The sequence below is a fragment of the Bartonella sp. HY761 genome (assembly GCF_026743145.1).
Classification (GTDB): Bacteria; Pseudomonadota; Alphaproteobacteria; order Rhizobiales; family Rhizobiaceae; genus HY038.
Genome location: NZ_CP104887.1, coordinates 1,879,739 through 1,905,453 on the forward strand (window position 1 = coordinate 1,879,739; position 25,715 = coordinate 1,905,453).

Below are 25,715 nucleotides of genomic sequence, written 5' to 3' on the forward strand. Positions count from 1 at the left end.
GTAGAGATTTATAAAATGAAAAATAAGCATTCAATATTGAAAATAATCTTTTCGACTGCTGCAATCATTTTATTGCTTATTGTAGGGTATCAAACTTATAATCATATGACTTTAATGCCAACCCCACAATCTGATCGTTTGTTTCGTGATTATGATCGTGATGTCTATCATTTGGCACAAAAAATTGAAAGACATCAAGATATCGGCGAAAGCGATTTAGCAAAACTTCCGCAGGGAGCGATAAATCAACGCTATGGACGAGAAATAACTTTGCTTTTCCATGCCTTGTCGAGGCGCAATATACAAGCAATTGATACGTTGATTGCTAATGGCACGGACGTAACTATGGTCGGTAGACCATCAAAGCGTCATCCGATGACTTTTATGAATTACTTAGGAATGCCGGGCGGTGGCGATGATGAGGCTGAAGGTTTAATATTCATCAATGAACTTATAAAAATTTATCTTAAAACTGGTGGCGATCCTAATTATATACAAATAAACAGTAATGATACACCACTGGTTTTAGATGTTGCTATTGCACAAAATTTTGAAGGTGTTGATATTCTTGTAAAAGCTGGAGCAGATATTTGGACACGCAATGAAATAGGAATTAATTTAGTTGATTGTTTAGCCATGGATCCTTCAGGATATAATGAGTTATCAGCAATTTTAAATCAAGGATACCTGGATAATGGAAAAATAGACGATATTATTAGTGTTATCATTCATCTTTCAGGATATACTCAGCGCGGTGATGAGCGCAGCATCAGAAATCTTAACTTAGCGATGAGAATATTAAAACGCTATCCCGAATATCAAGATGATCAATTTACTAAAAGGCTATTTGATGGACCAATTCCCTGGATTAAAATCAAAGCTCTAAATAATAGAAGACATCAAATCTTTAATAAATTCCCCAAAAATCTAATGCCTTTGCAAACAAAGGCATTAAAAATAAAAAATATGGTTAGCCCCTAGATGAAAGCATCACTTCAAGAACTGATATTGAGCCATAACTATATTTTATTATTCTGGATCAATAGGTAAAACCGCAAATGCACCATCACTCGGAGTAAGATATTGGAATAGTTCCTCGATATTTTGAAGTTGACATAGACCTGTACCCTTTTCCATCACCGCTGCGCTACCACAAGCAACACCTAAACGGAAAGCATCCTCGATTGATTGACCATGAGCTAGCGCATGCACCATGCCACCAATAAAACTATCACCTGCCCCTGATGCACTGATAACTTTAACTGGGGGTGATGGCAAATAAAGTGTTTTATCATTCATCGCCAAAACTGCGCCTTGATGCCCAAGAGTAACAGCAATAATTTGGCTCTTTTTTTGGCATACTAGCTTATGCGCTGCTTCAGCCAAATCAGCAACGGTTCTAAATTCCCGTCCCATGGCGTTTTCAAATTCGCCCTGACTTGGCTTAATAAGCGTGAGCCCACCAAGATCAAGCACATGGCGCAATGCTGGCCCAGATGTATCGATCACAATCTCACCGCCGCGTTGACGAGCTATCGCTATCATTTCATCATAAACATCCATCGGCACGCCGCGCGGCAGTGAACCACTAACAACAAGCCAGTGCCAAGACGCAGATTTTACTGAGTCAACCACCGTCTTCCAATCATCCTCGGTAAAAATAGGCCCTTCGGCAATGAAGCGATATTCCATACCAGTCGATGTTTCATAAATCACATTATTGATACGAGTATTACTAGCAATTTGTATTATATGAGCATCTACACCACGTTTTGCCAATAGCTGATCCAAAACGCTACCCATAACGCCACCACGTGCGTAAAGCGCCTTTACCGAACCACCAAGACGATGAATAACACGCGCCACATTAATACCACCGCCACCTGGGTGAAAACTTTCATCGCGCGTGCGTACTTTATGGGTTGGCTGTACGCGATCCACTTCACTAGCTGCATCAACCGTTGGATTAAAGGTAACCGTTAAAACATTCGCCATAATTACAACCCCTGATCTCACAAAATAATGCTTTCGTAAAATCAATGTTATTTAAATCGATTTAAAAAGCAATAAAAGATTTTAATAATTGCAATTTTTTTAGCCAATAAAACGAGGCTTTTGGATTCTTAAATACTAATAACAAAATAAAAATACCGCCTAGCAATGCTAATAAATAAGCCAAGCCAATTTATCAGATTTCTATGGCGGTTTTATTGCAAATTATTTTACTGTTTCGATAAGTTTAATCCGGTTATTTTCAAAACTAATAGCAAGGGAACCTTCAAGCATTTGCAAAGCTTTTTTACCAAACATTTCATAGCGCCAACCATGCATAGCTCCTATTTTTGCAGCAATGCCATCAACCACTATTTTTTCAATATCATCACTGCTTGCGATAATTTTTGCAGCAACATTATTTTCTTCACTGATAATTTTTAATAATAACTTTAAAATATCAATAGCACTATTGGCACCTTCAGGCAGATTTTTAGGCGGCTTTACAATTGGTAATTGTTCTTTAGGCAAGGCCATAGCCTCTTTAATTGCAGCTAATAAATCATTGGCAAAATGCGAACGCTCAAAACCTTTAGGTAAAGCACGCAACCGTGATAAGGCATCCATAGTTTGCGGTTGCTGTATCGCTATTTCAACTAATGCATCGTCTTTAACAATACGCCCACGCGGCAAATCACGTTTTTGCGCCTCCCTTTCACGCCAAGCCGCAATTTTTTGTAAAACTGCAACTTCACGAGGTTTTTTAAACCGACCCTTGATCCTCGCCCATGCGTTTTCCGGCAAATATTCATAGGTTTTTGGACTGGTTAAGATTTGCATTTCTTCATCAAGCCAATTTGTGCGCCCACTCTTTTTCAACTGGCGAACAAGATCTAAATAGACATCACGTAAATAGGTAACATCTGCTAAAGCGTATGTGAGCTGGCTTTCACTTAATGGTCGGCGACTCCAATCGGTAAAGCGTGACGACTTATCAAGCTGTTTGCCGGTAGTTTTTTGCACAAGATGATCATAAGAAATCGAGTCGCCAAAACCTAAAACCATCGCCGCGACTTGTGTATCAAATATCGGCATAGGGATAAGGTTGCCAAGATGATAGACGATTTCAACATCTTGCCTTGCCGCATGAAAAACTTTCAAAACTTTTTTATTGCCCATCAATTCAAAAAATGCGGATAGATCAATTCCAGTCGCTAATGGATCAATCAACACCTCTAAATCGGGTGACGCCAATTGGATTAAACATAATTGCGGCCAAAAAGTCGATTCGCGCAAAAATTCTGTATCAACGGTCACAAAGTCGGACTTGCTCAAGGCGGCAATGGCGGCTTCAAGGTCTTTTGTTGTTGTAATTGAGTGCATAATTGCCCCCTATATCTCTTTTCTTTAAATCTGTCTTGCACCATTGCGCTAAATTTTGCATCAATCAATCTGTTAGGCTTGACAAATCAAGGGTAAAATGTGCTTTTGCCCAATAGTTTTACATATTTTTTGAATTTTTAGCAGAAAGCAGTTAAAAATGCATCGTTATCGCACCCATAATTGTGCAGCTTTGCGCAAATCCGATGTTGGTTCTACCGTTCGCCTCTCTGGCTGGGTTAATCGCGTTCGTGATCATGGTGGAATTCTATTTATTGATATTAGAGACCATTATGGTTTGACGCAAATTGTAGCTGATCCTGATTCTTCTGCCTTCAAAATGGCAGAAACCTTACGTGGCGAATGGGTTATTCGCGTTGATGGCGAAGTTAAAGCCAGATCAGAAGACACCGTAAACAACCAACTTCCTACTGGTGAAGTCGAAATTTTTGCCAAAGAGATTGAAGTCCTCTCTAAAGCAGATGAGCTTCCCTTGCCAGTATTTGGTGAGCCAGACTATCCTGAAGATATTCGTTTAAAATATCGCTTTTTGGATTTGCGCCGCGAAACATTGCACAAGAATATCATGCGCCGCCTTGATATTATCAAGTCAATGCGCCGTCATATGCATGATATTGGCTTTTCAGAATTTTCAACCCCTATTTTGACCGCGTCTTCACCTGAAGGTGCGCGTGACTTCTTGGTACCAAGCCGTATCCATGAAGGCAAATTCTACGCTTTGCCACAAGCTCCGCAGCAATATAAGCAGCTTTTGATGGTTTCCGGCTTTGATCGCTATTTCCAGATTGCACCATGCTTTCGCGATGAAGATCCACGCGCAGATCGTTTACCTGGTGAGTTCTATCAGCTTGACCTTGAAATGAGCTTTATTGAGCAAGAAGATGTTCTTACCACAATGGAGCCAGTTATCCGTGACATCTTCAAGGAATTTGCCGGCGTTAAACCAGTCAATGATGTAATGCCACGCATTACCTATGATGATGCGATGCGTAAATATGGTAGTGATAAGCCAGATCTTCGCAATCCGATTATTATGGAAGAAATCTCTGAGCATTTCCGTGGTTCAGGCTTTAAGGTATTTGCCAATATTCTTGCCAATGATGCCAAGGCTGAAGTTTGGGCAATCCCGGCCAAAACCGGTGGTAGCCGAGCATTTTGTGACCGCATGAATAGTTGGGCTCAAAAAGAAGGCCAACCAGGTCTTGGCTATATTTTCTGGCGTAAAGAAGGTGAAGTGCTTGAAGGCGCAGGTCCAATTGCCAAAAATATTGGTCCAGAGCGCACTGAGGCTATCCGCGTACAGCTTGGATTAAATGATGGTGATGCTTGCTTCTTTGTTGCAGGTGATCCTAAAAAATTTGTGTCTTTTGCAGGCGCGGCCCGTACACGCGCGGGTGAAGACCTTGGTCTTGTCGACCATAATCGTTTTGAACTTGCTTGGATTATCGACTTCCCATTCTATGAATGGAATGAGGATGAAAAGCGCATTGAATTTGCACATAATCCATTTTCTATGCCACAAGGTGGAATGGATGCGCTGGAAAATCAAGATCCACTTACCATTAAAGCATTCCAATATGATATGGTTTGTAATGGCTTTGAAATTGCATCTGGTGGTATTCGTAACCACATTCCAGAAACAATGGTTAAAGCCTTTGAAATTGCGGGCCTATCGCGTGAAACAGTAGAAGAGCGTTTTGGCGGTCTTTATCGTGCATTCCAATATGGCGCACCGCCGCATGGTGGTATGGCAGCAGGTGTTGACCGTATTGTCATGTTGCTCACAGGTGCACAAAACTTGCGTGAAATTTCACTCTTCCCAATGAATCAACAAGCATTTGACTTGTTGATGGGCGCACCTTCTAATGTCTCGCCTGCGCAAATGCGTGATTTGCATATTAGATTGGCGCCCCCAACAAAGGCGTAAGGTAAAACAACATAAAGGCCGGTTTTACCGGCCTTTTTATTTTATGCAGTTTTTAATTTACTCTTTGGATGATTTTATCGGATTTTTGCCAAAGGTAAATCCGGTCTCTACTGCTTTTGATCCAAATTTATCACGCAATTTATCTATCGCTGTTTCAGCGGCTGCTCGTTTTGTTGCCTGTTCATCAACTAAATCAATCGGATCAGCTTGTTCATCATCACTTAATTGCTGAACACCAATGCCAAGCAGGCGAAAAGAACTACCATCTAATTCACGATCCAATAAGTCCACCCCTACACGAAAAATGCGATCAGCTATTTGCGTCGGATCACTCAAATGACGATTGCGCGTACGTAATTTAAAATCCTTGGTTTTTAATTTTAACACTACGGTTTGCCCAGCAATATTACCTTTTTTCAAACGCTGTGAAACCAGCTCACTTAAATGACGTAAAACCGCAATAAGGTCTTCACGTTTTGATAAGTCTCTTTCAAAAGTGCGCTCGGCAGACACGCTCTTCATTTCATTTTCAGGCTCAACACTGCGATCATCTACCCCACGGGAAAGACGAAACAAACGTTGCCCCATCACGCCATAGCGGCGCATGAGCTCGACCTCTTCCATTTCTTGCAATTGGCTAATCGTGAATATGCCATCATTATTAAGTTTTGCCGCCATCATTTTACCAACGCCCCAAATCATTTTTACTTCTTGGGTAGCTAAAAAGGACAAAGCTTCCTTTTGGCCAATAATTGAAAAACCGCGAGGCTTATCAAGATCAGAGGCAACTTTGGCCAAATACTTACAATAAGAAAGACCGATAGAAACACTAATGCCAATTTCATTCTCAATGCGCTTGGCAAAACGTGCAAGAGTAAAGGCCGGTGGCGACTTATGCAATTTCTCAGTGCCATGCAAATCCAAAAACGCTTCATCAATGGAAAGCGGCTCAACTAATGGCGTAAGTTCTAGCATCATTTGGCGAATATCTTTACCTACTTTACTATATTTTGCCATATCTGGAGGAATAACCACTGCTTGCGGGCATGCTTCTAATGCTTTAAACATCGGCATGGCTGAACGCACGCCATAAATACGCGCAATATAACAGCATGTAGACACTACGCCGCGCGTGCCGCCACCAATAATTACCGGCTTATCGCGCAATTCAGGCCTATCACGCTTTTCAACAGAGGCATAAAAGGCATCACAATCAATATGCGCGATGGAAAGGCTATAAAGCTCATCATGAGCGATAATGCGGGGGCTGCCACATTTCACACATCGCTTTCGCTTATCGCGCTGTATGGTGAGGCAATCTCGGCAAAATCCAAAAACTGGCGTTGAGAAATCGTTTTGCTTTTCCATTAAAACTCAATCGGTGAGCCACCTGGCAGCGCAGCAAATGCTTCGGCAACGCGCTCTGGTTGAATATTGGAACTCTGGCAAAACATCAACAAACTTGGCTCATGATTTAGCAAAAAGCTCAAAACACCTGCTAAAAAGCCTGGACTGCTAGCGGCTTGCCGGATATCTTGACCAGCAATGCCACTTATTGCCATAAACCGCTCCAATAATTCTTGATCACCAGCTAAAAAGCCAAGCGCAGTAATTGCAATAGTTTCAGCCTGCTCATGATTAACACTATGTTTCATTAACCCATTTACCTCATTATGTGAGTTGATCCATGCTACACCTTGCTAATAGCACTAAAATAACTACTTATGCTTTTGACCGTGCAAAAGCTTGCCATTTCCTTATAGCAAATAATCTGCTAATTGGTATCATGTAATTTTGTCGAGCTTTTTGTAAAGCTGAACAAAAAATATTCATTCAAAGGCGCTTTAAATTCTCGGAATTTTGCAAATTGCCGCAAAAAGACAAAATTAAAGCAGGAAGACTTAAACCATGGCTAAAAAAGTTTTAATTGTTGAAGATAATGAACTCAATATGAAGCTCTTTCGCGATCTTGTTGAAGCGACCGGCTATGAAACAGTAACAACACGTAATGGTTTAACGGTTCTTGAGTTGGCGCGCGAGCACCAACCAGACCTCATTTTAATGGATATTCAATTGCCAGAAATTTCAGGCCTTGATGTAACACGGCAATTAAAAGCTGATGGTGAACTTGCATCTATTCCAGTTATTGCAGTGACAGCCTTTGCTATGAAAGGTGATGAAGAGCGTATAAGAGAAGGTGGCTGCGAAGAATATATGTCAAAACCAATATCCGTTCCGCAATTTATGGAAACAATTAAACGCTTTCTTGACTAAAACGACAACGGGGCTTTATTGCCGCTACACCATGATGTCCATCAACCCGAAAATGGTTTTAAACTGTCACAAGCATATAAATAAGATATTTAAATAGCAGTTTCTTTTGTTTCAAGGCCTATTATAGTTGCAATTTAGCTTTTTTGCCGTCTAACATGGTCAAAAAAAGGCAATACAATGCGATTTTTATGCTTTTAGCTATTTTTTAAATTAAAACAAATTTAATAGCTGTTATTGAAAAAAGACTATTTTTTAGCATATTATAAGAGTAAAGTGGCTTTATATGAGAGCCATTTTGCATTGCTCAAGTGCTTAAATTATTCACACTATGAGCAATTTTTACAAACCATCATAAATGATGAAGCGAAATCCCTTAGGATATTAAAATAAATTATATCATTTTTCTGTAATTTGCGTTAAGGCAGCTATTTTAGAAAAATAGAAATATTTTAAAAGACCAAGTTGCAGCAACGGAGTTTTATATTGTCACGTCCTACGACACCGCTACTAGATAAGGTTCAATTCCCAGCTGATATGCGCAAAATGTCAGAAGCTGACTTGCCGCAATTGGCAGAAGAACTACGTAGCGAAACGATTGATGCAGTTTCGGTCACAGGCGGTCATTTGGGTGCGGGACTTGGTGTTGTTGAACTAACCGTTGCGCTGCATTATGTTTTTGACACACCCCACGACCGCATTATTTGGGACGTAGGCCATCAAGCTTACCCACATAAAATCTTAACTGGACGACGCGATACTATCCGAACATTGCGCCAAGAAAATGGGCTTTCAGGTTTTACCAAACGTAGCGAAAGTGATTATGATGCTTTTGGTGCGGGGCATTCTTCAACGTCGATCTCAGCAGGCCTCGGCATGGCCGTTGCCGCCGAACTTAATGATGAAAAGCGCAATGTGATTGCCGTTATTGGTGATGGGTCGATGTCAGCCGGCATGGCTTATGAAGCAATGAATAATGCAGGCGCTATGGATGCCCGCCTCATTATCATTTTAAACGATAATGATATGTCCATTGCGCCATCGACAGGGTCAATGAGCGCTTATCTTGCACGCCTTGTTTCTAATCCCGGCTTTAGAACTTTGCGTGAGCGTGCCAAAGAACTTACAAAAAAATTGCCAAAATTCTTTTGGGATAGAATGCGCCGCTCTGAAGGCTATGCACGCGGCATGTTAACCGGCGGCACATTGTTTGAAGAGTTGGGTCTTTATTATGTTGGCCCAATTGATGGCCATAATCTCGACCATCTATTACCTGTGCTAAAAAATGTTCGTGAAAATCCCTTTGGTCCTGTCCTCATTCATGTGGTCACCAAAAAAGGTAAAGGTTATCCACCAGCAGAGGCCGCAAGCGACAAATATCACGGCGTTAACAAATTTGACGTTATCACTGGTAAGCAAGCAAAAGCACCAAGCAATACGCCAAGCTATACCAAGGTTTTCTCATCAAGCCTTATTGAAGAAGCGCGCCATGATGATAAAATTGTTGCCATTACAGCCGCAATGCCAGGTGGCACTGGGCTTGACCAATTCGGGCTTGAATTTCCAAAGCGCATCTTTGACGTAGGTATTGCCGAGCAACATGCTGTAACCTTTGCAGCTGGCCTTGCAGCTGAAGGTTTCAAGCCATTTACCGCCATTTATTCAACCTTTTTACAACGTGGCTATGACCAAATTGTCCATGATGTATCAATACAAAATTTGCCTGTTCGTTTTGCCATTGACCGCGCAGGCTTTGTTGGCGCGGATGGCGCAACCCATGCAGGTAGCTTTGACACTGGATTTTTAACCGCCCTACCCGGTTTTGTAGTTATGGCACCGTCGGATAATCTTGAATTGATGCATATGGTGCGCACTGCTGCAGCTTATGACCAAGGGCCTATTTCCTTCCGTTATCCACGTGGTGAAGGCGCCGGTCTTGAATTACCGCAACGCGGTGAAATCATTGAAATTGGCAAGGGCAGAATTATACGTGAAGGCACAAAAATAGCGCTTTTATCCTTTGGCACGCGCCTTGGTGAAGCTATGCTGGCTGCAGATGAGCTAGCTGCCGCAGGTCTTTCGACCACTGTTGCAGATGCGCGTTTTGCAAAGCCGCTAGACGAAGACTTAATCGCACGCCTTGCTAAAGAGCATGAAGTGTTAATAACCATTGAAGAAGGCGCAATGAACGGCTTTGGCGCACAGGTATTACAACTTTTGGCGCAAAAAGGCCTACTTGAACATGGCTTAAAAATCCGCACACTGACACTACCTGACAGCTACCTTGCCCATGGCAATCAAGATAAAGTACTCGCACGTATTGGCCTTGGTCATGACGGTATTGTTGAAGCAGTATTTAATGCACTTGGACGAGATCTCGCCAAGCAGCCACAAATTAGGGCTTAAAATAAAGTGCCAAAAGAGGATGATCAAGAGCCTGATCAAATGGGTATTAATACGCGACTACGACTTGACCAATTATTGGTTGAACGCAAGTTTTTTTCATCGAGATCAAGGGCACGCGATGCAATTGAACGCGGTACAGTTAAAGTTGGCAATACAGTAATAACCAAAGCTGGCGCTTTAACGCCTTTTGACGCAAATATTGAGGTTGACGATCCTGCCAAGGCCTATGTGTCACGCGCAGCTCTAAAGTTGATTGGTGCGCTTGATCATTTTAAGATTGATGTAAAGAATAGTCATTGCATAGATGTTGGCGCTTCCACTGGTGGCTTTAGCCAAGTACTTTTAGAACGTGGTGCAAGCCATGTAACTGCTATTGATGTTGGGCATGGGCAATTTCACCCATCTTTGCAAGGTGATCCGCGAATTACCCTGCATGAAGGTTTGAATGCCCGTAATTTGCAAAAAACACACCTTGGCGGTGAAAGGCTAAATCTTGTGGTTTCAGATGTTAGTTTTATATCTCTAACCCTTGCACTGCCACCAGCACTCGAACTTGCTGATAAGAATGCCAAAGCGATTTTATTGCTAAAGCCTCAATTCGAAGTTGGGCGCGAAGCCATTGGCAAAGGTGGCCTTGTTAAAGACAAAAAGGCGGTAGAGCGCGTTAAGGCATCGCTTTTTGAGTGGTTGGATAATTTACCACAATGGCGCGCTATTGATCTTATTGCCTCGCCCATTGAAGGCGGAGATGGCAATCAGGAATTCTTACTTTATGGAGTGAAAGACAAGTGACGAAAGATGTTATAATAAGCGCCGTTGGAGCTGGTGGCGATGGTATTGCCAAAGGCTCATCGGGCAATATTTACGTCCCTTTCACCCTGCCAGGCGAAAAGGCTAATGTTGCAACCGAGGGTGATAAAGGCACGCTCATTGCGCTTACAAGCAAATCTAATGAGCGTATTGAACCTACTTGCGTCTATTTTGAAGATTGCGGTGGTTGCTCGTTACAACATTGGAACCGTGAAAATTATGAAGCTTGGAAACGTGACCTTGTTGTTCATGCATTAGAAGCGCGTGGTTTGAAGACTGAAGTTGCACCACTCATTTCCTGTGAGCCACAAACGAGACGGCGTATCGTCTTAACCGCTAAAGCAACACCAAAAGGTTTAGTACTTGGATTTAACCGCTACCAAAGCAACGAAATTGTTGAGATTCATGAATGTCCTGTTACCGTTGAGGCTATAACATCACGCTTTGATGATATTCATGCCATTGCAGCAGTTTTGCAAGATAATGCACGTAGTTTTCATGTGACTGTGACGGCTGCTAATAACGGTCTCGACATCATGATTTCTGGCGTTGAAAATATCGAAGATCGCCACCGCCAGCGTCTTACAACCCTTGCTATCAAACTAAACATCGCAAGAATTGCCATTGACGATGAAATCATTATTGAAGTTGCAAAGCCCCTAATTGATTTTGATGGCGTCGAAGTTATCCTGCCACCGGGTGGTTTTTTACAAGCTACCACGGAAGCAGAAATTGCAATGACGGGCATTGCAGTCAATTGGCTAAAAAAGACGAAAAATGCAGTTGATCTGTTTTCAGGATCAGGCACATTTACTTTCCCAATGGCAAAAAAAATGAACGTCAAAGCCGTTGAGAATACTGCAGCAGCATTACAAGCCTTGGATCGCGCAAGCCGTTACGCAACGGGGTTAAAGACAGTTGTCCACGAAGAACGCGATTTGTTCCGCCGACCATTAAACGCCAAGGAACTTGCACAATTTGATGGCCTTGTTTTTGATCCACCACGCGCCGGCGCTGAAGAACAAGCTAAGGAAATAGCCAATGCTATTATTAGCCGCGTGGTTGCTGTTTCATGTAATCCTGTGACATTGGCACGTGATTTATCAATCCTTGTCAAAGGCGGCTATAAGCTTGAAAAAGTGATACCAGTTGACCAGTTCTTATGGTCACCCCATGTGGAGGCTGTCGCCCTTTTAAGCAAAAGAAATCCAAAACCTGGTTGGAAGCTGTAAAGTTGAAAAGATCCTGTTTTCTTTACACTAAGTGATATAAATAATTAGCAATAACTCACGCAATATTCAAATCATGTATAGCAGCTGTTGATTAATATCCGGATATTAATCAACAGTAATAACATAATGATTATCTTGGGAAAACTCATCTTTAGTACCAAAATTTAATTTATATTCTCCAGCCACAGAAAATTTCAATAGAACCCAATAACCATCTGATGCATAGATATAGCTATCATTTGGTATTTTGAAACAACTTTTTGTTGAAACACGTGTAATTTGGTTTTTAAATAATGAACTATCACTCAAATCAACATAGATCCCACTGGCAGTATCCATTATATCCTTAACCTCGCGGCTCACTTCGCTACAAATAGCAGACCGAGGGTTTTCGCCAATAATAAAATTAACTACTGGAAAAAAAATATATTTATGTTTTGGTATATTACAATGCCTAGTAACTGGCATGCCATCATAAGTACCTGCTAAAAACCAAACATGATCCTTATTGCCCAAATAACATAGATGACCATCCTCATCATCAATAGGATCATCAGATGTATTTTCAAAGCTACTAGCCCACATCCACCATTGCTTAGATAATTCTTCTAGAGTCGTCCCATCTTCTAATTGCAATGAAATTTCATAGCCATCTTTGGCATTAACCTGAGTTGTTAATAACAACGATATTATCCATAACAAAAATAATCTAGAAACTAATTTATAGTTAAAGTTAGACGCTATAAATTGCATAAATCTTCCCTCAATAAAAATTATAATTAAAAAGTAGTTCAGCAATATTAGACTCAATTTTTAAATTTTTAAATGCAGCAAAATATAAAATATAGCCGAAGTTGCTGGGTCAAAATTAACCAACAGCTTCATGAACTGACTATGGAGTCCCCATCTCATTGCAAACTAATAATTTCTTATCGAATTTTTTTTGAACTGATAAAGACAATTTTCATCTGCTTTTAAAATACTATTATAACAACAAACAATAATGTTCATAGCTTTTTGGCAAAATAAAAAACACTTGTATTTTGCTCATGCGCAAAGATGCAAAAATTACAGCTGCTATTGCTTCTAAAGCATTTGAGCATACTTTAAATACATCCCATACCTTTCATATATTATATGATGATTATAGAAACAAAAAAGCCCGCTTTGTTTCCAAAGCGGGCTTTTTCAATACTAAACGGGCTTAAATAATTAAGCAGCGTTTGCTTCTTCTTTTGCAGCAGCTTCAGTGCGAGCACGATCAGCTGCGCCTTTTGCATTAACATCGCGTTCAACAAACTCGATTACAGCTAAAGGTGCATTATCACCGGCACGGAAACCGGCTTTCATAATACGCAAATAGCCACCATTACGAGTAGCATAACGAGGTGCAAGTGTATCAAACAACTTAGCAACAAGTTTGGCGTCGCGAATAGCTGAAATGGCTTGACGACGAGCGTGTAGACCGCCGCGCTTACCTAGAGTTACTAGCTTTTCTACGATTGGACGAATTTCTTTAGCTTTTGGCAGCGTAGTCACGATCTGCTCGTGTTCGATTAACGATGCCGCCATATTGGCGAACATTGCTTTACGATGACTTGCAGTCCGGTTCAGCTTGCGGCCTGAATTACCATGGCGCATGAGCTTTCTCCTTCAATTAATGGCTCAATATTGATCTTCATAGCGCTTTGCAAGATCATCGATATTCTCTGGCGGCCAAGCTGGTATTTCCATACCAAGATGTAGACCCATGCCAGCGAGAACTTCTTTAATCTCGTTAAGCGATTTACGGCCAAAATTCGGTGTCCGCAACATTTCGGATTCCGTCTTCTGGATAAGGTCGCCAATATAAACGATATTATCGTTTTTAAGGCAATTGGCTGAACGAACAGAAAGCTCCAGCTCGTCCACTTTCTTAAGAAGTGCAGGATTGAATGCAAGTTCAGAAACTTGCTCTTGCGGAGCTTCTTTTTGTGGTTCTTCAAAATTAACAAAAACAGAAAGTTGGTCTTGCAAGATACGAGCCGCAAAAGCCACTGCATCTTCACCACTAACTGCACCATTGGTTTCAATGGTTAAAGTCAACTTATCATAATCAAGAACTTGTCCTTCACGGGTATTTTCTACCTTGTAGGATACTTTGCGAACCGGTGAGAAAAGGCTATCAACTGGAATAAGACCAATTGGTGCGTCTTCAGCGCGATTACGATCGGAAGGCACATAGCCTTTACCATTATTAACGGTAAATTCCATGCGAATTTCCGCACCTTCATCAAGTGTACAAATAACAAGATCAGGATTGAGAATTTCACTATCGCCAACGGTTTGAATATCACCAGCGGTAACAACACCAGGTCCTTCTTTACGAACAACCATGCGCTTTGGACCGTCACCATCCATACGGATAGCAATTTCCTTGATATTCAAAATAATATCCGTCACATCTTCGCGAACACCTGGGATTGATGAGAATTCATGTAGAACACCATCAATCTGCACAGCAGTAACAGCCGCACCGCGAAGAGATGAAAGAAGAACGCGTCTTAGCGCGTTACCGATAGTCAAACCAAAACCACGTTCAAGAGGCTCAGCTACCAAAGTGGCTTTCGTAAAAGAAGCATCACTTTGAAACTCAACCTTACTAGGCTTGATTAGTTCCTGCCAGTTTTTTTGGATCATGATTAAATTCCTGTCCTTAGCTTTTGTCACCATCCATTCGTGACAATGAGCATGAACGCTAAAGGGGCCCCTTTAGCTAATAAAACAGCCAAATTAAACGCGGCGCTTTTTACGTGGACGACAGCCATTATGTGGAATTGGCGTCACATCGCGAATAGAAGTAATCACAAAACCAGCAGCTTGCAACGCACGAAGTGCAGATTCACGGCCAGAACCTGGACCGCAAACTTCAACTTCCAATGAGCGCATGCCATGCTCTTGAGCTTTTTTCGCACAATCTTCTGCGGCAACCTGTGCTGCAAATGGAGTGGATTTACGTGAACCCTTGAACCCCTGCGCACCGGCTGAAGACCATGCAATTGCATTGCCTTGAGCATCGGTAATTGTAATCATTGTGTTGTTGAATGTTGAATTAACATGCGCAACACCTGATGAAATATTTTTACGTTCGCGCCGGCGAACACGTGTGGCTTCCTTTGCCATATTCTACCTTTCAATCGATCTCTACACTGCCGTAACTTCAGCAGCTCCACCCATTCCTATTTTTGACTTATCAATCCAACAAGCCGCAAGAAAGGGACAGCAAATCTTAAAATAGACAACCAGAACAATCTGGCTAGCTATGATTATTTCTTTTTACCAGCAATTGCCTTTGCAGGGCCCTTACGAGTACGTGCATTAGTATGTGTACGTTGACCACGAACAGGCAATGAACGACGATGACGAAGACCGCGATAGCAACCAAGATCCATCAAACGCTTGATGTTCATGGAAACTTCACGACGAAGATCACCTTCAACCTGATAGTCACGATCAATAGTTTCGCGAATCTGCAAAACTTCAGCATCGGTAAGCTGATTAACGCGACGTTCAGCAGGAATACCTACTTTTTCGCAGATCTCTTGAGCAAATTTTGGTCCAATCCCGTGAATATACTGAAGCGCAATTACTACGCGCTTATTAGTCGGGATGTTGACGCCAGCAATACGAGCCACGCCTTTTCTCCTTGGTTCTGGTTAACAACTGCAAATACCGCATATATTTACAGTGAAAAAATAGCCCTTAACAGAAAACCATCAGGGCTATAACATTTTAAAAATGAATTTGCTGTCTTAATCCTATTTTAACGAAAAAGTCAAGCAAATTCATATAGAACTGAAATAATACCTAGTTTATTGTAATAGGCTTTGAATTTCAGCTGTTACGGCATGAACTTGCGCCATACCATCAACCTCTTTCAACTGGCCATTCTGTCGATAAAAATCCGACAATGGCGCAGTTTTTTCTCTATATTCTACTAAACGCTTGGCGAATGTTTCTGGATTGTCATCCGAACGAATACTACCACCAGCTTCCTGCGTTTCTCTTATCCGACTTTCGAGTCGGCTAATCAAAGCATTCTCATCAACCTTCAACTCAATGACGGCATCAAGATGCGTATTGCGAGCTTTAAGAATTTCTTCAAGAGCTGTAGCTTGAGCTGCAGTGCGAGGATAACCATCAAGAATAAAGCCGTTTACGCAATCAGCCTCGCTAATTCTGTCAGCAACGATTTGATTGACTATCTCATCAGAAACGAATTGACCAGCTGCCATAACTTCCTTAGCGCGCTTACCAACTTCAGTTTCAGCAGCAACAGCTGCACGTAACATATCACCAGTTGACAGTTGTGGAATATTATATTTTTCAGTCAAAATCTTAGCCTGAGTGCCTTTTCCAGCACCGGGTGGTCCTAATAAAATAAGTTTCATCGTGTTTTCTTACCTCCCCTAAGTTTCGACTTTTTAATTAGGCCTTCATATTGATGCGCAACGAGATGACCTTGAACCTGTGAAATTGTATCTAGTGTTACCGTTACGATAATAAGAAGCGATGTACCGCCAAGCTGCATACCAATTCCGGTCGACGAAATAAAGAATTCTGGCAACATACAAACACCAACAATATAAATCGCACCAAGGACAGTGATACGCGTCAATACATAATCAATATATTCAGCTGTACGTTCACCAGGACGGTAACCTGGGATGAAGCCGCCATGTTTTTTTAATTGATCTGCAGTTTCCTTGGGGTTGAATACAATTGCAGTATAGAAAAAGCAAAAGAATACCATCAAAGCAGCGTATAGCGCCATATATACCGGATGACCATGTTGAAGCACAACTATAATTGGTTGAGCCCAACTTGGTGGATTTTGAGTAAATGCTCCAAGCGTAGATGGCATCAACAATAAAGAAGACGCAAAGATAGGCGGAATAACACCAGCTGTATTGATCTTTAATGGAAGGTTTGAAGTATCACCTTCAAACATGCGATTACCAACTTGTCGCTTAGGATAACGCACCATTAACCGGCGCTGCGCACGTTCAACAAAAACAACAACAGCAATAAGTGCAATAACAAGAACGATAACAGCAAAAACAATAAATGCAGAAAGCTGACCATCTCTATTAAGCTGTAGCATTTGAGCAACAGCACCAGGTAACGTTGCAACGATACCGACATAGATGATCAATGAAATACCATTACCCACGCCGCGTGATGTAATCTGCTCACCAAGCCACATCATAAACATAGTACCACCAACTAGGGTAATAACTGCAGACAGACGGAAAGCCCAACCCGGATCAACCACAAGATTACTTGCTTCAAGCCCTATAGCAATACCATAAGCCTGAACAATAGCCAAAAGCACAGTACCATAGCGTGTATATTGGCTAATAATCTTACGCCCAGACTCGCCCTCTTTCTTCAAAGCTTCAAGAGAAGGAATAACTGCAGTCATCAATTGGATGATAATAGATGCCGAAATATAAGGCATAATACCCAATGCAAAGATAGCCATACGGCTAACAGCACCACCGGAAAACATATTAAACAAACCAAGAACACCGCCAGCATGATTGGTAAATGCATCTTCCAAAGCTTGTGTATCTATGCCAGGCATAGCAATATAGGTCCCTAATCGGTAAACCAATAAAGCAGCCAATGTAAACCATATACGTTGTTTTAATTCGCTAGCGCGCGAAAATGCTGAAAAATTCAGATTTGACGCCAATTGTTCTGCGGCTGAAGCCATATATTTTCTCCGGTATGTCGCCAATCGGGTACTACCCGGAACTGACACTGAAAAAACAGTAATCAATCCAAATTTAGAATCAGTTACTAATAGCAACCAACTACTATCATAAGCCATAAGTTAAAGATGTTTTTACAAAAAACACCGTAACTAATTATTTTTATTAATTAATTATGAAGGTAACAAAGCACCCTCAATGATACATCTTTAATGATACCTTTAATTATTAAAGGCAATCAATAGCAAACGCATAATAAGTGTCGCAACGATACACATTAATGCAGCTTGCTCAAGCATTTTTTGTCAAAACCATCAATATTATTCAATTAGCGCATGTAATTTGATAATCGGTTCACACAAATTTTGTCCGACACAATAATGGGTCAATATTGTATTAATACTTTAACCAAAATAAAGGCCCATCAAATGACGGGCCTTTATCTATGATACTAAGGGATATGCCCTATAAGAACCACCCTGCCGCAATGATAATTTGCGCCAGAAAAATTAATTAGGCTGCATAAGACTCACGATTTGAGCGACGTGAACCACGCCCACCTTGGAAACCGCTTTTCTTCTTCGCTGAAGCATTAGCATTTGAGCCACGTCTTTCACCTTGCCCGCCATTACGCTTTTTGCCTTCGTAGCTTTGGCGTTCGCCAGCTGATGAACGCTCTTTACGATCACCATCAAAAGAAGAATCTTCACGTTTACGACCGGCACCTTGGAATGACCTATCATTACGACCGCCTGAACGGCCGCCTCTTGAATTTGTATCTTCTCCGCCACGTTTACGTTCTGCACGCCCCTTGGCAAAACGCGAAGTATTTGGTTTACCTTTACTATTACGACCACGTGAAGGACGCTCGTCCTCCTCTGGAGGTAATTCAACTGGCACAGGCTTGCGCTTCATTACTTCATCGCTTAACGGCTCAACTGCAAATTTTTTGCGCGTTACACGCTGCACACCGCGCAATCTTACTGTTTCAGTCTCTGCATCAAACAAGGTGATAGCCTCGCCTGAGGCACCATTACGACCGGTACGACCAATACGATGAACATAGCTTTCAGCTTCATCAGGCAAATCATAATTAATAACATGACTGATACCAGGCACATCAATACCGCGTGCCACAATATCTGTTGCGACGAGAACCCGTAAAGCACCACTACGGAAACCATTCAATGCTTTTTGACGCGCATTTTGAGTTTTATTACCATGAATAACGCCAGATAAAACACCAGCGCGATCAAGATCACGCTTAATCGCATCCGCACCGTGCTTGGTGCGAGAGAAAACAATAACAGAACGCAAAGCGTCATCTGCCAATAGACCTAAAAGACCATCTTTTTTATTGCGGCGATGAACACCATAAACAATCTGATTAATATCAGCTGCTGTCGTGCCTTGTGGAGCTGTCTCAACTCTTACCGGATCATTCAACAAGCTTGCAGCAAGCGCGCTAATTTCCTTTGGCATCGTTGCAGAGAACAATGCGGTCTGACGATCTTTACGCAATAATGATGCAATTTTACGCACATCGTTAATAAAGCCCATATCAAGCATACGATCTGCTTCATCAAGCACTAAATATTGGGTTTGTGATAGATCAATTTCCTTATCACGAACGAGATCCATCAAGCGACCGGGAGTTGCAATCAAAATATCGACACCTGGCCCCACACGCTTGATTTGCTTTAAGCGCGACACACCGCCTAGGACAAGACCTAATGACAAATGCATATCTTTCGTCATTGCGCTGATAGCATCAAGAATTTGCTGCGCAAGTTCACGTGTTGGCGCAAGAATAAGCGCGCGTGCGCTTTTGGGGCGGCGCTTATCACCTTTTTTGATAATTTGGGCAATAATAGGCAAACTGAAAGCCAAGGTTTTACCAGAACCTGTCTGAGCAATACCTAACAGATCTTTTCCATCGAGCATAACAGGCAAAGCTTCTTCTTGAATAGGCTTTGGTGATACCATACCGGCGCGATCTAAATTTTTAAGCAATAGCTCAGGCAATCCGAAATCAGCGAAACCGGATGAATTAGAATTTGTCAATTTAAAATACTTTCTTAAGTTCAAAAATCTTGGGACAGTCTATGTTTCATTTATGTTTAAAACATTTCGTGCCTTCTTCGAAATATGAAGACCGCGTGTCCCTAAATGTATAAAACAATGTTAAAAACCCAAATATGCAGCTAATAACTGCCTTGCAATGGGCACAGCCTTCAAAAGCTGTTAAATTCCGTTGGATTTTATGTCATCGGAAAATACAAAGTTGGCATTTTAAATGCCATACTTAACTTTAATATTATATCAGTTCTCAAATGATAAACAAATAATGCTGCACAATTTTTATCATGCACTTTTTAGCAATGGATCGCTTGGTGCTCTATAAGCCTATTTTAGTCAAAAAGCAATATGCTTTTACTATTTAAATTTCAGCACTTCAAAACATTATATCTTGATATTATGACTGGATCCCGAATGATCTATCGTAACTTAAAATAAAAGCGAGGCATCGAAATACCCCGCTGTCTTTCTAAGTAAAAGTCACCCAGTTGTCCATAACAGCATTATTTAGCAATAGCTTTACCAACTGGAACACTTACATTTTGAAAAGAAGGGTAGATTTCTAAGAAAACTGGATTTTGTACAGTTTTTTGCCCCCCCAAAACAATATGCCATTTAGTATTATCAAAAATAGCCAAGGTTTGCGACTCAATTACAGCCTGTGATGTTTCGAAACGCGTTGGAATCAGCGCATAGAATGTGCCATCGGCCGTTTCTTTATATTCAATTTTATCACCATCTAGCTGATAACCACCTTCAATGACATTGCTAAATTGTTGCGTAATTTGCTTTTTAAAATCTTCACGCAATACAACCTCGGTTGTATACATTTTAATCGCCATTTCTTTATAAAGGCGCTCAGGCATTGAGTTGACAAGAATTGAAAAATCTTTTTTTTCTACCGCGTCATTAATATTTTTTACTAATAAAACCAATTCGCGTTGTTCAAGTCCGCTAGGCTGACGAGCATTGGCATTTATAGCCAAAGCTAAAAGCATGAATACACCAATAATAATGCTTGATATTTTCGCCATAATTATTTTCCAATTCCTATCACTTTAAATTCAACTTAAAGCCTCTTACTCAAATAGCAAAGTAGATAATTGCTAAAATACATAAGCTTTATAGATATTTTGCATAAATTTTTTTACGACCATAGGACCAATATTGGCGGGCGATGCTTATCCTAGCAATTACCCAATTACTTGACCTAGCCTTATACAGTCCGCCAACATTATTATCCATACTTAAGTTAAATAACAAAATCGAATAGAACCGGATCAAGAGTTACATCACTATAGGCCCAACCAGATTCATCAAATTTTTTATTAAGCAAAACAAAATTTTCTTTATGCTTGGTTTCAATAGCAATCAAAACCGAGCCGAAATTACGTGCAGATTTTTTCAAATACTCAAAACGCGCCACATCATCATCAGGCCCTAACAAATCGAGAAAGGCGCGCAATGCACCAGGACGCTGTGGAAAGCGGAAGATATAATATTTTTTCAAACCTTCAAACCGCAATGCGCGCTCCTTAACGTCAGGCAGCCGTTCAAAATCAAAATTACCACCCGATACAACAAGAACAATGCGCTTGCCACGCAATTCATTAGCTCCCATATCTTTTAGAGCATCAATAGCCAAAGCACCTGCCGGCTCGACCACAATACCTTCGATATTAAGCATTTCAATCATGGTTGCACATAGACGATTTTCGGGGATGCGAATAACATCACGCGGCGCAAAGCGTTTTAATATATCAAAATTCATCCCACCGATAAGCGCAACAGCAGCACCATCAACAAATGTATCCATTTTATCGAGTTTAACGCGCTCGCCAGCTTGTAATGTTTTAAATAAACTAGAAGCACCTTCTGGCTCGGCAAACCGCATTGCGGTAGCCCAGCCACTATCTTTTACAAAGGTTGAAACGCCGCTAGCAAGCCCCCCACCACCGACGGGCACTACAATCAAATCTGGCGGAGTTTCATGCATCCATTGCTGTGAAATTTCATATGCAACAGTAGCTTGCCCTGTTATAATCCCCATATCATCAAAAGGGGGAGCCATAACACCGCCGCCATTAGCCACAAAATCTTGCGCAGCCGCATAACATTGATCAAAAGTATCACCGATCAAGCGAATCTCGACAAATTCACGCCCAAAAGCGCGCGTTTTGTCAATTTTTTGCTGCGGCGTTGTCACTGGCATAAAAATTACGGCATTGCGGCCAAAATATTGGCATACAAACGCAAGTCCTTGCGCATGATTGCCTGCCGAAGCACAAACGAATGCCTGAGCAGGTGAAACTTGATCTAACATCGAGGAAACAAAATTAAAGGCGCCACGAATCTTATAGGAACGCACAGGCGTCAAATCTTCACGCTTTAAATAAATTTCCGCTCCATAACGCTCTGACAAAAATTCATTTTTTTGCAATGGCGTTTCTGGGAACAATCCCCTTAATGTTTCAGCCGCATGCTGAACATTTTCCAAAAAAGCAGTCATTTTATTGTCCTTATTATTTTAACAGCAAGAAAACCTGACAATTATCACCTACTATAACAATGAGAGATTGAAAACCTTTTGTCGCAATTGTGATAAGATATGCACTGAGGATTGTATATTTACAAACTAATCCTTTTAAACAACCACATTTGTTATATTTGGATAAAAATATTACAAAAAAACGCCAGTGACCATCGATTAAGACTATGGCGTTTTCACAAAATCATTCTTTTCCTTATAAAAATTCAAAAAAATCAACTGTAAGAAATACATTTTACAAAAATACAAGATTTTGTTTTCATTGGATTATTCTATAAAATTTCAAAAGTTATCCCAAGATCAAAAAAAAAATGAAAAAATTTAAAATTTTCGCTTCACATTGGCGAATTGTTTGCATATAAGAACCTTGCGCGGACGTGGCGGAATTGGTAGACGCAAGGGACTTAAAATCCCTCGATCCAACGATCGTGCGGGTTCGATTCCCGCCGTCCGCACCACAATTTTCAACATTGAAATAAAAAATTGATGGCGCCGATTAGAATTATCCTTAGGCTTAATATGCTATTATAATTTGAATTTTTTGGATTTCGCCTAGAGGTTCAACACATAAATTGCCTTTTTAGATTTGCTAGATTACCAAGTTCACCCTTATTTTCGTTGATTTGCGTTTGTTTTTAATTGTTTAATTATAGTTTATATTAAAGATCATAGGCATAGCAATTTAAGCTAATTTCAATTTAGGAACAATTTGAAAGATCACCATGAATCTGTGGCATCGCTTATCATTATGTTTATTGTTCATCTTTATTTTGAACTCCCCTGCCCTTGCTATTGATAACAAGGCATTAATAAAGATTGTTCAAGATGAAGAGCATAGATTAAATGCGCAAATCGGCGTTGCCATTTTCGACACTCAAACAAACCAAACGGTGAGCTATAAAGGAAATGAACTTTTTCCTCTCAATAGCACACACAAGACACTTATATGCGCCGCATTGCTTAAGGGTTTTGATAATAAACAAATAGATATTACGGAAAAAGTACAATTTAGTAAAGCGGACATAATCGAATATTCGCCGATCACTAAAAACCAAACCAAGTCCAAATCAATGAATTGGCTAGACTTATGTAGTGCAGCCATAAGCTATAGTGATAATACGGCTGCCAATTTAATACATAAAAAGGTTGGCGGCCCCCAAGCCATGAATCACTTTTTTAAGCAATTAAAAGACCATACCACCCGCCTAGATCGCTTTGAGCCAGAATTAAATAGTGCAATTAATGGCGATTTAAGAGATACAACCAGCCCAAATGCAATTGCTCACACTCTTAAAGAGCTTTTGTTTTCAAATTTTTTAAGCCCTTCATCACGCAAGCAACTGATACAATGGATGATAGACGACAAAGTGGCCGACGCATTATTGCGCTCTAAACTTCCCAATGACTGGAAGATTGCCGACAAAACTGGAGCCGGCGGTTTCGGCTCGCGCGGCATTATTGCAGCGGTTTGGCCAAAGACAGATAAACCAATAATAATAGCAATATACATAAAAAATACTAAAGCAAATATGGAAGAAAGAAATTCTAGTATAGCCATTATCGGAAAACATATATTTGATAGCTATCAAAAGAAGAAATAAATCTTTATTATTAAGAATTATCAAAGCGCCGCATTTTTTGAAGCGCTTTGACAAAAGAAAGATTAAACTGCCATATCTTTTCTGCTTCGCAAACCAATCATTCCAGCAAAGGCCGCAATTATTGCACCCAATATACTTCCAATAAACGCCATCCAACTTCCACGCGCAATTGCATCACTAGCTATATCAGCCTTGGCCTGGGCCTCGTCAGCAAGCTGTTTCATATAAGTTTGCGTTTCGGCAATTGTTTGACGCATAGTGTTGATTTGATTTTGAATAATTTCACTGCGGTTATTATAAAGGTTAATAGCACTATTAGCCGCAGTTTGCGCCTCAGCTGGCGTCATGCCATTATTTTCTAATGCTGTAATAACATCTTGCTTATTAATATTAGCAGTTAATCCCTTTGCACGTTCCTCAATGCTACTCATCAAATTATCAATGATCTTTTGGTAATTTGAAGGATTATATCGAATAGCATTAACGGCGTTTCTAACATCTTGACGCGTCGCATCTAAAACAGAACGAAGATTTTCAGGTTGCAGTTGTGGTATATTTGTATTTTTTAAAATCTGGTCAAGTTTTTGACGGATATCGTCGCTATTAACATCACTATTTTGATCCCCAATTAAATCATGTAATGATGAGCCAAACGACTGAGCAATATTATCCGAAAGAGATACAGTATTACCAGCAACACTGCCGATCGCCGAAGACGTATTTGAAACCGCAGATGCCCCTATCCGTGCGGCTCCTGCAAGGCTCATAGTGGTAATAATTGCACCAACTAATAAAACTGCACACCAGGTTAAAAATCCATGGATTGCACCGTTTGCACCAGCAAGACGACCGGCAATAAAACCACCAATAATAAGGGCGATAATAAGCCCTATAACTGAAGATATTCCAACCGCCATGCCGATACCAGCAAATGGATTGTTGCCATAAGGATTTAATGTTTGAAATCCTAAAGCAGTGCTTAAAAACGAAAATAGGATTAATATTGCTAATGTCGAAACGACACCTGCAAAAATAGCAGACCAAGATGTTGTCTTTTTATGTTCTAAATAAGGGGAGCTACTCATTGTCAAGCCTTTCAAATGGCATTGATGTGCAAAAAAATATAGCAAATAGGTAAAACCTTATACTTGTTGCAACTGCCAAGTGGTCAAAAGCTTGTGCAGCAAATATCTGGCTTTCTAAAAGCAATATTGGAGATAGGAGTTTTGCTACAAAACAAATCTCAGGCAAATTTTTCACAAATTTTAAAATTTGTCGCCAAAATTTAGCCGTATTGAATTAAGTAAGGCGATGTTTAAAATAAGAAAGGCTTAATACTAATTTTATTATTGCTTATAAAAAATCGAATAAAATAATTTCGCTCGTTTATCCCCCTTTCAACATTAAGACCAATTTAAACTTTTAAAAACAAATATTTATCAATGGAGTTTTATTAGAGAATTGAGAAAATTTAGCAGTATAGGAATGAGAAAGAACCGATTATCGAAAATTAAGCAAGATCGATTGATAGAGCATTCAAAATCGGGAGGTATGCTATCTATGGATATGGAACCGTACCAGTCACATTGTTCTAGCCTTTTATTTTATTGTCATACCAATTCATATCGAATGCAATTGGAAAAACTCACCCTTTTTTTCCCACCATGAATCTTTTTCCAACATATAATTATC

The 25,715-nt window shown here is 40.6% G+C and carries 23 protein-coding genes and 1 tRNA gene; 9 read left to right on the forward strand and 15 right to left on the reverse strand.

The features are described 5' to 3' along the window. The first annotated feature begins 15 nt into the window (after nucleotides 1-15). Nucleotides 16-981 carry a hypothetical protein gene (locus N6A79_RS08165; RefSeq protein WP_268545565.1) on the forward strand — a complete coding sequence of 322 codons (966 nt, stop codon included), beginning with the start codon at nucleotides 16-18 and terminating at the stop codon, nucleotides 979-981. 48 nt (nucleotides 982-1,029) lie between these two features. Here the strand turns inward: N6A79_RS08165 and N6A79_RS08170 are convergent, their stop codons facing one another. Then, a complete protein-coding gene (locus N6A79_RS08170) occupies nucleotides 1,030-1,995 on the reverse strand; it encodes a 1-phosphofructokinase family hexose kinase (protein ID WP_268545566.1) in 966 nt (321 codons plus the stop codon). 222 nt (nucleotides 1,996-2,217) lie between these two features. Continuing rightward, nucleotides 2,218-3,375: a ribonuclease D gene (rnd, locus tag N6A79_RS08175; RefSeq protein ID WP_268545567.1), complete on the reverse strand. Its 1,158-nt coding sequence runs from the start codon at nucleotides 3,373-3,375 to the stop codon at nucleotides 2,218-2,220. 157 nt (nucleotides 3,376-3,532) lie between these two features. On the opposite strand from rnd, the gene aspS reads away from it, so the two are divergent. Further along, nucleotides 3,533-5,320 (forward strand): aspartate--tRNA ligase, encoded by a 1,788-nt coding sequence (gene aspS / locus N6A79_RS08180; RefSeq protein ID WP_268545568.1) that lies wholly within the window; start codon nucleotides 3,533-3,535, stop codon nucleotides 5,318-5,320. Between the two features lie 57 nt (nucleotides 5,321-5,377). On the opposite strand, the gene N6A79_RS08185 is transcribed toward aspS, so the two are convergent. Further along, a complete protein-coding gene (locus N6A79_RS08185; RefSeq protein WP_268545569.1) occupies nucleotides 5,378-6,688 on the reverse strand; it encodes a DNA polymerase IV in 1,311 nt (436 codons plus the stop codon). Next, nucleotides 6,688-6,975: a DUF3572 domain-containing protein gene (locus N6A79_RS08190; RefSeq protein ID WP_268545570.1), complete on the reverse strand. Its 288-nt coding sequence runs from the start codon at nucleotides 6,973-6,975 to the stop codon at nucleotides 6,688-6,690. Before N6A79_RS08190 ends, N6A79_RS08185 begins: the two co-directional genes overlap by 1 nt. Before the next feature lie 253 nt (nucleotides 6,976-7,228). Between N6A79_RS08190 and N6A79_RS08195 the strand changes: the two genes are divergently transcribed. The 4 genes from N6A79_RS08195 (at nucleotide 7,229) to N6A79_RS08210 (ending at nucleotide 12,039) form a co-directional block, all read left to right on the forward strand. Continuing rightward, nucleotides 7,229-7,594, forward strand: a complete 366-nt coding sequence (locus N6A79_RS08195) for a response regulator (protein WP_262078149.1) — start codon at nucleotides 7,229-7,231, stop codon at nucleotides 7,592-7,594. 483 nt (nucleotides 7,595-8,077) lie between these two features. Continuing rightward, nucleotides 8,078-9,997: a 1-deoxy-D-xylulose-5-phosphate synthase gene (dxs, locus tag N6A79_RS08200; RefSeq protein WP_182417107.1), complete on the forward strand. Its 1,920-nt coding sequence runs from the start codon at nucleotides 8,078-8,080 to the stop codon at nucleotides 9,995-9,997. Nucleotides 9,998-10,036: 39 nt separating this feature from the next. Next, on the forward strand, nucleotides 10,037-10,789 hold the full coding sequence (locus tag N6A79_RS08205) for a TlyA family RNA methyltransferase (protein ID WP_268547567.1): 753 nt from the start codon (nucleotides 10,037-10,039) through the stop codon (nucleotides 10,787-10,789). Next, a complete protein-coding gene (locus N6A79_RS08210; protein ID WP_268545571.1) occupies nucleotides 10,786-12,039 on the forward strand; it encodes a class I SAM-dependent RNA methyltransferase in 1,254 nt (417 codons plus the stop codon). The genes N6A79_RS08205 and N6A79_RS08210 overlap by 4 nt, the downstream gene beginning before the upstream one ends. Nucleotides 12,040-12,144: 105 nt before the next feature. On the opposite strand, the gene N6A79_RS08215 is transcribed toward N6A79_RS08210, so the two are convergent. Continuing rightward, entirely contained in the window at nucleotides 12,145-12,792 is a 648-nt protein-coding gene (locus N6A79_RS08215; protein WP_268545572.1) for a hypothetical protein, read from the reverse strand. Between the two features lie 296 nt (nucleotides 12,793-13,088). Between N6A79_RS08215 and N6A79_RS08220 the strand changes: the two genes are divergently transcribed. Next, nucleotides 13,089-13,247: a hypothetical protein gene (locus N6A79_RS08220; protein ID WP_268545573.1), complete on the forward strand. Its 159-nt coding sequence runs from the start codon at nucleotides 13,089-13,091 to the stop codon at nucleotides 13,245-13,247. A 4-nt stretch (nucleotides 13,248-13,251) separates the two neighbouring features. On the opposite strand, the gene rplQ is transcribed toward N6A79_RS08220, so the two are convergent. The 9 genes from rplQ to ilvA all read right to left on the reverse strand — a co-directional run bounded on the left by rplQ (nucleotide 13,252) and on the right by ilvA (nucleotide 22,383). Then, nucleotides 13,252-13,680 carry a 50S ribosomal protein L17 gene (gene rplQ, locus N6A79_RS08225; RefSeq protein ID WP_262097502.1) on the reverse strand — a complete coding sequence of 143 codons (429 nt, stop codon included), beginning with the start codon at nucleotides 13,678-13,680 and terminating at the stop codon, nucleotides 13,252-13,254. Nucleotides 13,681-13,704: 24 nt separating this feature from the next. Beyond that, nucleotides 13,705-14,718: a DNA-directed RNA polymerase subunit alpha gene (locus tag N6A79_RS08230; protein ID WP_182417111.1), complete on the reverse strand. Its 1,014-nt coding sequence runs from the start codon at nucleotides 14,716-14,718 to the stop codon at nucleotides 13,705-13,707. A gap of 93 nt (nucleotides 14,719-14,811) precedes the next feature. After that, nucleotides 14,812-15,201: a 30S ribosomal protein S11 gene (gene rpsK / locus N6A79_RS08235; RefSeq protein WP_182417112.1), complete on the reverse strand. Its 390-nt coding sequence runs from the start codon at nucleotides 15,199-15,201 to the stop codon at nucleotides 14,812-14,814. A 143-nt stretch (nucleotides 15,202-15,344) separates the two neighbouring features. Then, nucleotides 15,345-15,713 carry a 30S ribosomal protein S13 gene (gene rpsM, locus N6A79_RS08240; RefSeq protein ID WP_182417113.1) on the reverse strand — a complete coding sequence of 123 codons (369 nt, stop codon included), beginning with the start codon at nucleotides 15,711-15,713 and terminating at the stop codon, nucleotides 15,345-15,347. A gap of 177 nt (nucleotides 15,714-15,890) precedes the next feature. After that, entirely contained in the window at nucleotides 15,891-16,469 is a 579-nt protein-coding gene (locus tag N6A79_RS08245) for an adenylate kinase (RefSeq protein ID WP_182417114.1), read from the reverse strand. Beyond that, nucleotides 16,466-17,797 carry a preprotein translocase subunit SecY gene (secY, locus tag N6A79_RS08250; protein WP_182417115.1) on the reverse strand — a complete coding sequence of 444 codons (1,332 nt, stop codon included), beginning with the start codon at nucleotides 17,795-17,797 and terminating at the stop codon, nucleotides 16,466-16,468. The genes N6A79_RS08245 and secY overlap by 4 nt, the downstream gene beginning before the upstream one ends. Nucleotides 17,798-18,308: 511 nt before the next feature. Next, on the reverse strand, nucleotides 18,309-19,781 hold the full coding sequence (locus N6A79_RS08255; protein WP_442784279.1) for a DEAD/DEAH box helicase: 1,473 nt from the start codon (nucleotides 19,779-19,781) through the stop codon (nucleotides 18,309-18,311). Nucleotides 19,782-20,377: 596 nt separating this feature from the next. Beyond that, nucleotides 20,378-20,908 carry a hypothetical protein gene (locus N6A79_RS08260; RefSeq protein ID WP_262078153.1) on the reverse strand — a complete coding sequence of 177 codons (531 nt, stop codon included), beginning with the start codon at nucleotides 20,906-20,908 and terminating at the stop codon, nucleotides 20,378-20,380. 218 nt (nucleotides 20,909-21,126) lie between these two features. Continuing rightward, nucleotides 21,127-22,383, reverse strand: a complete 1,257-nt coding sequence (ilvA, locus tag N6A79_RS08265; RefSeq protein WP_262078154.1) for a threonine ammonia-lyase IlvA — start codon at nucleotides 22,381-22,383, stop codon at nucleotides 21,127-21,129. A 410-nt stretch (nucleotides 22,384-22,793) separates the two neighbouring features. Between ilvA and N6A79_RS08270 the strand changes: the two genes are divergently transcribed. Together N6A79_RS08270 and bla are read left to right on the forward strand one after the other, a co-directional pair. After that, nucleotides 22,794-22,880: transfer RNA gene (locus N6A79_RS08270), tRNA-Leu, on the forward strand. A 264-nt stretch (nucleotides 22,881-23,144) separates the two neighbouring features. Next, the gene (bla, locus tag N6A79_RS08275; protein WP_268545575.1) at nucleotides 23,145-24,023 is read left to right on the forward strand and encodes a class A beta-lactamase; all 879 of its coding nucleotides are present in this window, start codon (nucleotides 23,145-23,147) and stop codon (nucleotides 24,021-24,023) included. A gap of 62 nt (nucleotides 24,024-24,085) precedes the next feature. Here the strand turns inward: bla and N6A79_RS08280 are convergent, their stop codons facing one another. After that, the gene (locus tag N6A79_RS08280; protein WP_268545576.1) at nucleotides 24,086-25,108 is read right to left on the reverse strand and encodes a hypothetical protein; all 1,023 of its coding nucleotides are present in this window, start codon (nucleotides 25,106-25,108) and stop codon (nucleotides 24,086-24,088) included. Nucleotides 25,109-25,715: the final 607 nt, after the last annotated feature.

What these genes read in the sequence shown, in the direction of transcription:
- N6A79_RS08260 (WP_262078153.1), bottom strand. Translation starts at nt 20,908, where the DNA reads ATGGCGAAAATATCAAGCATTATTATTGGTGTATTCATGCTTTTAGCT.
- N6A79_RS08185 (WP_268545569.1), bottom strand. Translation starts at nt 6,688, where the DNA reads ATGGAAAAGCAAAACGATTTCTCAACGCCAGTTTTTGGATTTTGCCGA.
- N6A79_RS08220 (WP_268545573.1), top strand. Translation starts at nt 13,089, where the DNA reads ATGCGCAAAGATGCAAAAATTACAGCTGCTATTGCTTCTAAAGCATTT.
- N6A79_RS08170 (WP_268545566.1), bottom strand. Translation starts at nt 1,995, where the DNA reads ATGGCGAATGTTTTAACGGTTACCTTTAATCCAACGGTTGATGCAGCT.
- secY (WP_182417115.1), bottom strand. Translation starts at nt 17,797, where the DNA reads ATGGCTTCAGCCGCAGAACAATTGGCGTCAAATCTGAATTTTTCAGCA.
- N6A79_RS08245 (WP_182417114.1), bottom strand. Translation starts at nt 16,469, where the DNA reads ATGAAACTTATTTTATTAGGACCACCCGGTGCTGGAAAAGGCACTCAG.
- rplQ (WP_262097502.1), bottom strand. Translation starts at nt 13,680, where the DNA reads ATGCGCCATGGTAATTCAGGCCGCAAGCTGAACCGGACTGCAAGTCAT.
- N6A79_RS08230 (WP_182417111.1), bottom strand. Translation starts at nt 14,718, where the DNA reads ATGATCCAAAAAAACTGGCAGGAACTAATCAAGCCTAGTAAGGTTGAG.
- rpsK (WP_182417112.1), bottom strand. Translation starts at nt 15,201, where the DNA reads ATGGCAAAGGAAGCCACACGTGTTCGCCGGCGCGAACGTAAAAATATT.
- N6A79_RS08195 (WP_262078149.1), top strand. Translation starts at nt 7,229, where the DNA reads ATGGCTAAAAAAGTTTTAATTGTTGAAGATAATGAACTCAATATGAAG.
- N6A79_RS08255 (WP_442784279.1), bottom strand. Translation starts at nt 19,781, where the DNA reads ATGGTATCACCAAAGCCTATTCAAGAAGAAGCTTTGCCTGTTATGCTC.
- N6A79_RS08190 (WP_268545570.1), bottom strand. Translation starts at nt 6,975, where the DNA reads ATGAAACATAGTGTTAATCATGAGCAGGCTGAAACTATTGCAATTACT.
- N6A79_RS08215 (WP_268545572.1), bottom strand. Translation starts at nt 12,792, where the DNA reads ATGCAATTTATAGCGTCTAACTTTAACTATAAATTAGTTTCTAGATTA.
- ilvA (WP_262078154.1), bottom strand. Translation starts at nt 22,383, where the DNA reads ATGACTGCTTTTTTGGAAAATGTTCAGCATGCGGCTGAAACATTAAGG.
- N6A79_RS08165 (WP_268545565.1), top strand. Translation starts at nt 16, where the DNA reads ATGAAAAATAAGCATTCAATATTGAAAATAATCTTTTCGACTGCTGCA.
- aspS (WP_268545568.1), top strand. Translation starts at nt 3,533, where the DNA reads ATGCATCGTTATCGCACCCATAATTGTGCAGCTTTGCGCAAATCCGAT.
- N6A79_RS08280 (WP_268545576.1), bottom strand. Translation starts at nt 25,108, where the DNA reads ATGAGTAGCTCCCCTTATTTAGAACATAAAAAGACAACATCTTGGTCT.
- N6A79_RS08205 (WP_268547567.1), top strand. Translation starts at nt 10,037, where the DNA reads ATGGGTATTAATACGCGACTACGACTTGACCAATTATTGGTTGAACGC.
- rnd (WP_268545567.1), bottom strand. Translation starts at nt 3,375, where the DNA reads ATGCACTCAATTACAACAACAAAAGACCTTGAAGCCGCCATTGCCGCC.
- bla (WP_268545575.1), top strand. Translation starts at nt 23,145, where the DNA reads ATGAATCTGTGGCATCGCTTATCATTATGTTTATTGTTCATCTTTATT.